The following is a 10,251-nucleotide window of genomic DNA, read 5'->3' on the forward strand; positions in this document are numbered from 1 at the left end:
GTCATGGTGCAAAAAATACTGGAACGGAAGATATTGTCTTTGTGAGTATCGTTGCTCCGGTGCCTGCTGATTATGATCCTGTTTATACTAATTAATATGAAAGCCCATAACGAGATACCGTATACTTTGCCAGCAATATCTCGTTAAAATTCAAAAAATGGGAATTATAGAAGTTATGCTCTATAATTTCCATTTTCACTATAGGGAAAGAGCATATAGAAAGGAAAAATAATGTTTCAAAGCCTGATGGATATTCGGAAAGATACGCCGCAAGATATTTTAAACTCATTAGTTGAAATAGCAAACAAGGCTTTTGATAATAGAGCCGGAAAAGTGGAAAATACAAGCAAGATGCCTTATCGCCTTATTTATAGAGGAGAGGATAATCTTTTCAGCTGCTTACAACTGGGAATGCTTGCATTGGAAAAACAGTCCGATTTTTTAGACTATGTGATTTCTTGGAAATGGATTGATGAAGAAAACCCAAGTGAAAACGAGGATATATTGAAGGAAATCCGTACACCGATAAATTAACCTTTTAAGTACATTGTTTTAAAAGGAGGCTGCATGACAAAAGAAGAAATTTGGGAAATGACCCTTCCAAGATACTTGCGAAATGATATAGAAGCATACATAAAAGGAGTAGAAGAAAATTCAAGTCTCCTGGATTGTCTTTGGGGAGAAGTCTACGGATCTATAAATTCTGCCCTATACAGTTATGTAATATCTGATGAACAGGCAAGATTTTTACGAAAAAAATACTTAGGCATCAATTTGGAGGACGACGAGCATGTCGATTGATTTTACGGATTGCCCGGTAAATAAACTTCTTTGGTATGGAGGTGCAAATGGGAAGAAAATAGGCATTCAATATGATAATGAAAGCTATATGCTGAAGCTCCCTTCCTTCGTTAGAAACAGCTTGAAGCAGGATAATGATAATAGTTCTATCAATGAATATCTTTCTTGCCATATCTATGAAAGCATAGGGATAGATACCCAGAAAACCATTCTTGGAACATATAAAGATAAGCTTGCCGTAGCCTGCAAAGATTTTACCGATGATGGCTCTGTATTAAAGGATTTTGCTTCCCTCAAAAATTCTATTCTCAGTAATACAGAGAGTGGATACAATACTGAATTAGATGGTATTTTAGAAACTATACAAACACAAAAAGTCATATCCGGCAAACTGCTTGAAGAACGTTTTTGGGATATGTTCATTGTAGATGCTTTCATTGGAAATGTTGACAGGCATAATGGGAATTGGGGATTTCTTATTAACAAGTCGAAAGGGATCATACACTTAGCTCCCGTGTATGACTGTGGCTCTTCCTTATATCCTAATCTCACTGAAGCCGGCATGAAAAATATCCTTTCCTCGGAAAGGGAAATGAACGATAGAATTTATGTTTTTCCAAGTTCAGCAATTCAGTATAAGGATAGAAAGATTAATTATTTTGAATTTCTAAATACTACTGATAATATTGCCTGTTTAAAGGCGCTTAAACGAATTTGTCCTAGAATCGATATGGATAAAATTAATGCTATTATTGAGAGCACCCCGTATATTTCAGGTATTCAAAAAGATTTTTATCGAACTATGTTGGCACAGAGAAAAGCAAAGATACTGGATAGCGCAATAGAAAGATGTTAATAAATTAAGCGCTCTCTTGAAGACTTCTATTTTTCCTACCTGTTACCAGCAAGCATAATTTATTTGGCAGAAAAGACTTTATATAACAATATAGATAGCTAATTTCTATTCTGCCAGAGAAGTATCATTTTCCATGGGAATGGCTGTTTCATTTACAGCTTCCTTCTCTTCCCTTGAATCCTCTATGCTTTTCAAGGGGGATGTAAGAATTGCAACAAAAAGCCCTACAATCAAAGCACAGGCTACAGATAATATTTTAAAGGAGATTTTTAGCAGCTTTAAAATGACGGGAAAGAACAAAAAACTCAAGAACAAAAATCCCATAGATGGTTGTGGTAGTGCAATTCCAAATAAATACATTGCTAAATCAGATAAAAAGAAGTAAGGAATTAAAACTATAATAAGGTATATCGTAAAGTATATGCATAACTGAATCATAAAATACCTCCAAAATCTATATCTCTTTGGTTCTATTCTACGTTAATTGATACAAAAATTCTATATGAATAAGCAAAATCGGTCCTAAGCATTTTCCTCCTTGACTATATATACTGGTCTAAAAAAGAAAGGAGGACTTAAAAAATTGTAGTTCATGTTAAAGCCAAAGACCGTCAGACGGGAAAAGTTACTATTCTCAGAATAGAAGCAAAAAATACGCAGGAAGCGAAACAAATTGCTATGAGAGACTATGGCCATTCCTACGAAATTCTTTAAACATTAAAAGCTAGGTTTTATGCGAAAAACAGCATGAATCCTAGCTTTTTTATTGCTCTTCGTAGTCCCTATGTCTCCAGCCAGCAAGCAATCTCTATTTGGTTCCATTCTTTACACACGTGCTTAATGCGTGTATATTATCTGGTTAAAAGGAGGCCGAAAATGAAATACGTTTATCCTGCAGTTTTTACACCTGAAGAAAATGGACAATTTACCGTAAACTTTCCTGACTTAGAAAACTGTTACACTTGTGGAGATGATTTAGGAGATGCTCTTTATATGGCTGAGGATGTTCTAGCTATGACATTAGTAAGTTATGAAAACAATAGTACTCCTATTCCGACTCCCTCTAAAAAGCTAAGCTTAGAAGATGGAGAATTTCAAAACTTTATTGCTTGTGATACAGATAGTTATAGAAAGCAAAACATTTTTATACACTGATGGAATTGTTATACAATTCATGCGGTGCGATATCTTGGCCACCTTCCCACTCTACGGAATGGTTTGCAACCCTTACTTTTTTAAATGTTTCAAGGTCTTTTAATTCCCCATACCACACCCCGCTTATGTATGGCGAGACATCAAAGATTTTCTTTTCCCCATTTTCGTATAAAAGCAAAAGCTTATAGTCGTCCTTAGGAGAAACGCTCAATAATTCTGGCTGTAACATATCCCCCCTATTTAAAAGGCTCAATAGTAAAAGTTTTTTCGCCCTTCTCCAGTAAATCCCAGTTAGCCAAAAGGTCATCATAAAGAAAAGAAGCCTGTGAAATCAGGCTTCTTTTTTATCTTCGAGAGCGCGAGACGGGAATCGAACCCGCGACCTTCTCCTTGGCAAGGAGACATAGTACCACTCTACCACTCGCGCATGTGTGGCAAATGCCCAGAACCGGAATCGAACCAGTGACACGAGGATTTTCAGTCCTCTGCTCTACCGACTGAGCTATCTGGGCAAAAAAAGCGGGTGATGGGAATCGAACCCACGTGTTCAGCTTGGAAGGCTGACATTCTACCATTGAACTACACCCGCATATAACCTTTAAAATTTTCAAGGCACGAATGGTATATTACAACATGGATAGCTTCTTGTCAACAAATTTTTGAAAAAACCTAAAATCAAACTCCCAGCGCTGTTAAGGGCACCACAAATACCCCATCTTCTCTTTGATAAGCGGCATTGCTAAGGCCGCAAACCACACAGAGACTTTTAGGCTCTTTTCCCTTATTTTCCGTCGAAATTTCCTCTTTAATCTTCAAGAGATTTTGGGCTGCTTCATCGATTTGATTCGCTCCCAGCTTGATTTCGATTCCACACCATTCTCCCTCAGGGGTGACAATAACCGCATCTATTTCCCGATTTCGATAATCCTGATAATGATATAAAGAAGCACCAAAGGACTCGGCATAGATCTTCAAGTCTCTCTCACACAGAGCCTCAAATAAAAATCCCAAGGTATTTAAATCATTTTTCAACATTTCCGGACTTGCATTGAGTAAGGCGCATGCCAAAGAAGGGTCAGCCAAATGCCGTTTTGCCGCCTGCTTTACCCGTATTGTTGAACGTAATTCTGCACCATAAGGTTTTTGATTATCAATCAGAAAGAGCCTGTTTAAAATGTCCAAATAGGTTGCAACAGTCTCTACCACAATGTCTTCATGGTCAATGTCTTTGATGTCGTCCTTCAGCTTTTTGTTGCTCACCGTGGTGGCTTCATTTCTGGCAAGAGAACGAAGGAGCAATTCCATCTTGTGTCGGTCTCTTTTTACTCCGTCTATACGCTCTATATCATCATTTAGAATTGCAGAAATATACTCCTTCGGCAGCAAAGCGGCTTGCTCCAAGGGCAAATCCTGGTTATTCGGCCAACCACCACGAATAATATAGTCAATCAAATCACTAAGCTGCACTTCTCCTGTAAGTTGAGAATCCAAACTTCCGGAGCAAATGCCCTTTAAGGAAACTTTTCCGCTGGATTTTCCGCTTTCAAATAAAGACATCGGTCGCATTCTCAGGCGTGCAATTCGTCCTGCCCCACTATGCAGGATACCCTTTTGATTCGGGGTTGCAGAACCAGTCAAAATAAATCTTCCCTTTTCCTTTGATAAATCCACTGCAAAACGAACTGCATCCCAAAGGGAGGGAACCTCCTGCCATTCGTCCAACAAGCGAGGAGCTTCTCCCGCTAAAACAAGAGACGGATCCAGTTCCGCCAGCTTTCTATTTTGAAAATTTCCTGTAGGGTCTGCCAAGTAAAACTCACTTCGACTATGGTAGGCAGAAGTCCAGGTTTTTCCGCACCACTTCGGACCTTCGATGCATACCGCACCAAAAGTCTTTAAATAAGTCTCTACAGAATCATCAATAATTCTCGCCTGATATAAGTCTCTCCTCATGCTCTACCTCCACAATTTCTCTTGAGATTATAGTTCAATTCGAGAGATTTGTAAATTTCAACTCGATAGATTTGACATTTACAACTCGATAGATTTTGGATTTCTAATTCGACAGATTTTGGATTTACAATTCGATGGATTTTTAATTTCCAGTTCGATAGATTTCACTTTTTCAACTCGAGAGATTTTGAACTTCCAGTTCAACACCATGTAACAAGTTCGATATATTTCGCATTTCCAACTCTATGGATTTCCTATACTACTTCTTTTTCCGCCCCGCTTCTTTCCGCACTCTCTGCCTTTGTTCTTCCTGGGCAAGCTGCTTTTCCTTTCTTGCACTTTCCCGTTGTCTTGCTCTTTCTTCTTTCCGAAGCTGGGCTTTGGTCTTTTTCTCCTCCTCCGGATTCTCTTCCACCACTTTTTCTTCCGGATCGGCCACTTTAGTAGCAGAAAATAAATAATCCTCTACCGAATAGCGAAGCTCTTCTTCCGACTGCTCCTTCGCCTGCGCCTCCATTTCCTCCCTACTCTGCTTCGTCATTTTCAGCCATTTCTGAAAATCTCTTTCCACAAAAGTTAGTTGTTCCTTTGAAGATATTTCCTTGAAAATCTCTGAAAGGTTCTCCTCCATTTTCCGCAAAATCTCTTCCTTCATGTCCCAAAAATAGGGATAAAAACGGCTGTACATGGGATTGAAATTCCCAAAGAGCAGGGCATCCGGACTTACCTGCAGGGCATCAGCAATGCGCAAAAGATTCTCCAGACTGCATCCGATTCCGCCTATTTCTATCCTGGAAATGGTGTTTGTCGTACTAAAAATGAGCTCCGCCAAATCGCTTTGTCGAAGCCCTCTTAACACACGATATTTTTTGATTTGTTTTCCCAAAGTCTGAAAATCTATGCCTCTATAAATCCAAGGAATGTTCTCATTTCCCTTGCCTGTGCCCATGGTCTTTCCTCATTTTCTCGTATCAGTTAACTTTGCTTATGAGGAAAGCATAGATGGATTTTGTAGAATTAGGTATGACGAATTTCGATAGTTTATTTCTTTCTACGTAGAATTATACTTAGACAGTATCGGAATATACTCCCTTTTTGCATACATTACTCTATCAATATATATAATCTCCTTTTCCAAATGATAAAATGCCATATAGTTGTTATATTTTACATAGCGAAAAATATATTCCATCTCATATCCAAAATCCACCTTACTTCCAATTTCCGGAAACAGTAATAAGTTGTCTATTTTCTTCGTTATTCCCTGAACAATCTGCGCTGCTGCACTTGGATTGCACAATTCAAACTCAATATAATCCCCTATTGCCTGTATATCTTTGATTGCCTTTTTACTATAGCGAAGAATCCTTTGCATCTCTACCTCTCCTCAGCATCTCCTTTGCTTCTTCAGCAGAAACCCAACCTTCTCTTTCTCCGGATATTTTTCCTTCCATTAGCGCATGCATTAGCTCTAATTTCGTTTGCATTTGATCATAAAGCTCAGCTTTTTTTTGCTGTTCTTCCTGCTCTTTCATATCCATAACGGTATACATGCCCCGTCCATTTTTAGTTAAATACAATGGTTTCCCAACTTCAACAGTCTCTAATACAGAAGCATAGTTCCTTAAATCAGAAATCGGCTTTATATTTGGCATAATCCTTCTCCTTTTTGCTTTATATTCATATATAGTATAATATTAATTATTGAATCAAACAATATATTACATGTCTAATTTAATGTTATATTCAGCATCATATTAGTTTTTAATTTTATAATTAACATAATAAATCCTTTATCCCCTTCCCTCTCTTTTATGCTATGATAGTCTTCGTTTATCAGGGAAGCATTTTCCCTCCCAAAAGAAAGGAGCAGTCATGGATATCCCCAAGGATCCTTTTATCTTGCTTAGTTTCATCAATCTGAAATTAAGGGATGAATACAATAGCTTAGAAGATTTGTGCTTGGATTTACAGCTGAATAAAGAAGAGCTTTGCCAAAAATTACAGGCGGCGGGCTTTGAATATCAAGAAAGCCAGAAGCAATTTCGTTAAGATAGCCTAAGGAGGTTTTATGCGTTGTTTAGTACAAAGAGTGAAAGAAGCCAGCGTTTCCGTTTCAGGAAATATTATAGGAGCCATTGAGAAGGGCTATCTAATTCTGCTTGGGGTAAGCCAGACCGATACAGAGGAAGTGGCAGATAAGATGTTGAAGAAGGTTTTGGATGCCCGTCTTTTTGAGGATGAAAATGGAAAAACTAATCTTTCCATTCGGGATGTTTCCGGCTCTCTATTGGTGGTGAGCCAGTTTACCCTCTATGCGGATACTCGCCGGGGAAACCGCCCCAGCTTTATTAATGCAGGAGCGCCCGACCATGCCAATGCCTTATATGAATATTTTTGTAAAAAGGCTGAAGAGCAGGGAATGCCTCTTGCCCATGGACAGTTCGGCGCGGATATGCAGGTTGCTTTAATCAATGATGGTCCATTTACCATTATGTATGATAGCGAAGCACAATAGCCTAAAAGGAGTTCCTTATGAATACTTTGCAAATTGAGGATAATTGGGATTTCTCCAAAGAAATTCTTGACGACTTACTTCGACAGGGTTTCACGGGAGAAGAGCTTGAAAAACGATTTTATGCCATAAAAAATGAAATTCCAAATGGTATAAAAGCAATGCTTCATGAAGCACAGCTGGTGGCTGAAGGTAAAGCGGAATTTCAAAGCTATGAGGATGTATTTGAATAAACATAAAAGCAGCCGGAGAGAATTCTGCTTCTCTCCGGCTGCCTTTTTCATTTTCATGTCTAAATTTTATTTTTCAGTCTCTTTCGACCGGGCTTTAAACATTTTTAAAACCCTTTCACACAGCCCCAATCCTTACTCTGCCGCCTTGATTCCCTCTGCTACAGAGACTCTGGCACGAAGAGAGGTGCTGTAGGTTACCACAACGGTCTTTCCAACATTTTCCGTAGCGGCCTTGTTCACCTCCGCATTACCGTCTGTGGTGAAACGGAAGCTGTGGCTGTCATCACACTTTAAGGTAACGATGTCCCCGTCTACCTTCTCGATGGTTCCCTTAATCTGAAGGTTGTTGGCCTCTTCCTCTTCCAGCGCATCCTCGGTAATGGTGTAGAAAGCTAACGGATTGTTCTTCACATCTCCTAAGTAGTAAATGCTGATTTCCTTGCCGACGCCCAAACCTTCCTTGGTAAGATCCAACTCAAATGCCGGTCTTTGGAAAACGTAGGTGTCGCCGTACTTCTTGCCTTCTGTATCCTCTCCCTGGGTAGCCGCCTCACGGAAGTCGGGAATTTCCTTTACGGTAATGCTCTTGTCGTCCACTGCGGTGATTTCGCCGTAAAGATTGGACTCGTCATTGAAATCCTCTGTAGTAAACTCGTAAGGAACGGATACCGTTACCGTTTTAATCGTCATGCCGTCCTGAGACTCTGTGCCCTCATAGCCAATCTCCACCTCGTCTCCTGCCATAAGGTCCCAGGTAGGATCCAGCTTCGCGCCCTTGCTGTCAAAGGTGTAAACCTTTCCTTCTCCGGTTTCTACCGTTAACTTTCCATCTTCAATCTTCTGTACCTTGGCACTAAGACTATTCTCCGACAATGCTTCAGAGCTGGGCTCCTCTGCTGCAGCCTTTGATTCCTGGCTTGCCTTCTTTCCACAGCCTGCTGCAAAAATCATAAGTCCTGCCATGGTAATCAAAATCGCTTTTTTCATAATTGTCCTCCTACTGTATTTCCGCTTCTTTACGGTCAAATGCAGAAATGTCTACTGTTCCGCCTTTGGGAACATTTTCATACTAACAGATAGATGGGAATATAGTATTGCCTTTTTCTGTCTTATTTCTTAAAGAATACGAAGAAAATACAGGGAATTCCTCCTCTTTTTCATGATTTTTCTAAAGCTTATCCCTTCGCTTTCTGACGTGCAGAGCTATCCCGCTTATCCCTTATCTTTCTGATGTGCAGGGCTATCCGCTTCTCCTTAACGGAGGAAAATCTGTTCCGGATTTCTTCCTTATGCAGATTTCTTCCTTATATGTAAGACTATTCTTCCATCTCGTAGAAAATCATATCCTTAATCTCTGTAGGCAAATACTGTTGTTCCACATAATGTCCCGGATAGTCGTGGGGATATTTATAACCTATGCCCCGTCCCAGCTGCTCATGCCCTGCGTAGTGGGCATCCCTTAAATAAGAAGGAATAGGCAAATTCCCTTTTTCCCGAACCACTTCGTTTGCGGACATAATGGCCTTTACACAGGCATTGGACTTCTTGGCGGAAGCCACATAGGTACAGGCTTGGGACAAAATGATCTGAGCCTCCGGCATGCCGATTCTCTCCACCGCAAGGCTGGCACTGGTAGCCAAAACCAAGGCCTGAGGATCCGCATTTCCCACATCCTCCGCCGCGCAAATCATGATTCGTCTGGCGATAAAACGAATATCCTCTCCGGATTGCAGCATTTTCGAAAGATAATACACCGCCGCCTGAGGGTCCGATCCCCGCATGGACTTGATAAAGGCGGAAATGGTGTCGTAATGCTCCGACTCCCCGTCATAACGAAGAATCTTCTCCTGCATACACTCCGCCACCACCTCCTTGGTGATGCGGATTTCGCCGTTTGCAGAAGGATTGGTACTGAGAATGGCAAGCTCTAAAGCATTTAAAGCAACTCTGGCATCTCCGAAGGCATGCTCTGCCAAAAACTCGCAGGCCTCTTCCTCCAGCACCGCATTATAATTTCCCATACCTCGAGTCTTATCCTGTGTCGCCGTTTGCAATAGCTTTACAATATCTTCCTTCTTTAAAGAATGCAATTCGAAAAGCTGGGAGCGGGAAAGCAGGGCGGTATTCACCTCAAAGTAGGGATTCTCCGTGGTCGCCCCGATCAAAATGATGGTGCCCTCCTCCACATGAGGCAGGAGATAATCCTGCTGGGCCTTGTTGAAGCGATGAATCTCGTCTACAAACAAAATGGTTTTCCTGCCGTAGCCTCCCATGTTTTCCTTGGCTCTTGCCACCGCCTCTTCCATGTCCTTCTTTCCGGCGGTGGTGGCATTGATGGGGATAAAATCCGCCTTGCTACTGTTGGCAATTACCTTCGCTAAAGAAGTCTTTCCCGTTCCGGGAGGTCCAAAGAAAAGAAGGGAATGCAGCTGGTCTGAACGAATCAGACGGGATAAGAGCTTATCTTTTCCCAAAATATGCTCCTGCCCCACCACCTCCTCCAAGCTTCTTGGCCGCATTCTGGCGGCTAAAGGAGCCATCTTCTCTTTATTTTTCTCTGCCTGGTAGCTAAAGATATCCATGCTTTTCCTTTCTTTTTTGAAACGTAATGCAGTTGGAGCAAACTGCTATGATATTGTACTTCTTTATTTAAAGCTACTTTAATGGAGACTGTAAAAATCAAAATTATAAAGGATTTTCGGCAATATAGGTCTGAATGCGGGGTAGTCTGAGTCCGT

At 40.6% G+C, this 10,251-nt stretch carries 15 protein-coding genes and 3 tRNA genes; 7 read left to right on the forward strand and 11 right to left on the reverse strand.

Going from position 1 to position 10,251, the window contains the following annotated elements; genetic code table 11:
• Positions 1-231: 231 nt before the first annotated feature.
• Genes RDQ32_RS09830 through RDQ32_RS09840 form a run of 3 tightly spaced genes read left to right on the forward strand, consistent with a single transcriptional unit; the run spans position 232 to position 1,657 of the window.
• Positions 232-534 carry a hypothetical protein gene (locus RDQ32_RS09830; protein ID WP_308580304.1) on the forward strand — a complete coding sequence of 101 codons (303 nt, stop codon included), beginning with the start codon at positions 232-234 and terminating at the stop codon, positions 532-534.
• 33 nt (positions 535-567) lie between these two features.
• On the forward strand, positions 568-801 hold the full coding sequence (locus RDQ32_RS09835; protein WP_007158246.1) for a hypothetical protein: 234 nt from the start codon (positions 568-570) through the stop codon (positions 799-801).
• Positions 791-1,657 carry a HipA domain-containing protein gene (locus tag RDQ32_RS09840; RefSeq protein ID WP_308580305.1) on the forward strand — a complete coding sequence of 289 codons (867 nt, stop codon included), beginning with the start codon at positions 791-793 and terminating at the stop codon, positions 1,655-1,657. Before RDQ32_RS09835 ends, RDQ32_RS09840 begins: the two co-directional genes overlap by 11 nt.
• Positions 1,658-1,762: 105 nt before the next feature.
• Here the strand turns inward: RDQ32_RS09840 and RDQ32_RS09845 are convergent, their stop codons facing one another.
• The gene (locus RDQ32_RS09845; protein ID WP_308580306.1) at positions 1,763-2,095 is read right to left on the reverse strand and encodes a hypothetical protein; all 333 of its coding nucleotides are present in this window, start codon (positions 2,093-2,095) and stop codon (positions 1,763-1,765) included.
• Between the two features lie 438 nt (positions 2,096-2,533).
• Here RDQ32_RS09845 and RDQ32_RS09850 point away from each other — a divergent pair, with 438 nt between their 5' ends.
• Complete coding sequence (locus RDQ32_RS09850) at positions 2,534-2,812, forward strand: type II toxin-antitoxin system HicB family antitoxin (RefSeq protein ID WP_308580307.1); 279 nt, start codon at positions 2,534-2,536, stop codon at positions 2,810-2,812.
• On the opposite strand, the gene RDQ32_RS09855 is transcribed toward RDQ32_RS09850, so the two are convergent.
• The 8 genes from RDQ32_RS09855 to RDQ32_RS09890 form a co-directional block, all read right to left on the reverse strand.
• On the reverse strand, positions 2,802-3,041 hold the full coding sequence (locus RDQ32_RS09855; RefSeq protein ID WP_308580309.1) for a DUF2442 domain-containing protein: 240 nt from the start codon (positions 3,039-3,041) through the stop codon (positions 2,802-2,804). The genes RDQ32_RS09850 and RDQ32_RS09855 overlap by 11 nt on opposite strands.
• Before the next feature lie 126 nt (positions 3,042-3,167).
• A tRNA-Gly gene (locus RDQ32_RS09860) sits at positions 3,168-3,239 on the reverse strand.
• 12 nt (positions 3,240-3,251) lie between these two features.
• Positions 3,252-3,324 (reverse strand) — tRNA-Phe (locus tag RDQ32_RS09865).
• Positions 3,325-3,330: 6 nt separating this feature from the next.
• A tRNA-Gly gene (locus RDQ32_RS09870) sits at positions 3,331-3,401 on the reverse strand.
• Between the two features lie 86 nt (positions 3,402-3,487).
• The gene (locus RDQ32_RS09875) at positions 3,488-4,765 is read right to left on the reverse strand and encodes a DUF4143 domain-containing protein (protein ID WP_308580310.1); all 1,278 of its coding nucleotides are present in this window, start codon (positions 4,763-4,765) and stop codon (positions 3,488-3,490) included.
• Positions 4,766-5,024: 259 nt separating this feature from the next.
• Positions 5,025-5,714: a helix-turn-helix domain-containing protein gene (locus RDQ32_RS09880; RefSeq protein ID WP_007158251.1), complete on the reverse strand. Its 690-nt coding sequence runs from the start codon at positions 5,712-5,714 to the stop codon at positions 5,025-5,027.
• Positions 5,715-5,816: 102 nt separating this feature from the next.
• A complete protein-coding gene (locus RDQ32_RS09885; RefSeq protein ID WP_007158252.1) occupies positions 5,817-6,140 on the reverse strand; it encodes a type II toxin-antitoxin system RelE/ParE family toxin in 324 nt (107 codons plus the stop codon).
• Entirely contained in the window at positions 6,118-6,420 is a 303-nt protein-coding gene (locus RDQ32_RS09890; protein ID WP_007158253.1) for a hypothetical protein, read from the reverse strand. Before RDQ32_RS09890 ends, RDQ32_RS09885 begins: the two co-directional genes overlap by 23 nt.
• A 220-nt stretch (positions 6,421-6,640) precedes the next feature.
• Between RDQ32_RS09890 and RDQ32_RS09895 the strand changes: the two genes are divergently transcribed.
• From RDQ32_RS09895 to RDQ32_RS09905, 3 genes are read left to right on the forward strand one after another with little or no spacing between them, the layout of a single operon-like run.
• Entirely contained in the window at positions 6,641-6,817 is a 177-nt protein-coding gene (locus tag RDQ32_RS09895) for a DUF4250 domain-containing protein (protein ID WP_308580311.1), read from the forward strand.
• Between the two features lie 19 nt (positions 6,818-6,836).
• The gene (gene dtd, locus RDQ32_RS09900; protein ID WP_308580312.1) at positions 6,837-7,283 is read left to right on the forward strand and encodes a D-aminoacyl-tRNA deacylase; all 447 of its coding nucleotides are present in this window, start codon (positions 6,837-6,839) and stop codon (positions 7,281-7,283) included.
• A 17-nt stretch (positions 7,284-7,300) separates the two neighbouring features.
• Positions 7,301-7,513, forward strand: coding sequence for a hypothetical protein (locus tag RDQ32_RS09905; RefSeq protein ID WP_308580313.1), 213 nt, complete (start codon positions 7,301-7,303; stop codon positions 7,511-7,513).
• Positions 7,514-7,645: 132 nt separating this feature from the next.
• Here RDQ32_RS09905 and RDQ32_RS09910 read toward each other — a convergent pair whose 3' ends face one another.
• Positions 7,646-8,500: a hypothetical protein gene (locus RDQ32_RS09910; RefSeq protein ID WP_308580314.1), complete on the reverse strand. Its 855-nt coding sequence runs from the start codon at positions 8,498-8,500 to the stop codon at positions 7,646-7,648.
• Between the two features lie 329 nt (positions 8,501-8,829).
• Positions 8,830-10,095, reverse strand: coding sequence for a replication-associated recombination protein A (locus RDQ32_RS09915; protein WP_308580315.1), 1,266 nt, complete (start codon positions 10,093-10,095; stop codon positions 8,830-8,832).
• Positions 10,096-10,251 lie beyond the last annotated feature (156 nt).

Origin of the sequence: uncultured Oribacterium sp., from assembly GCF_902481605.1 — a bacterium.
In the GTDB taxonomy this organism is placed as follows: domain Bacteria; phylum Bacillota; class Clostridia; order Lachnospirales; family Lachnospiraceae; genus Oribacterium; species Oribacterium sinus.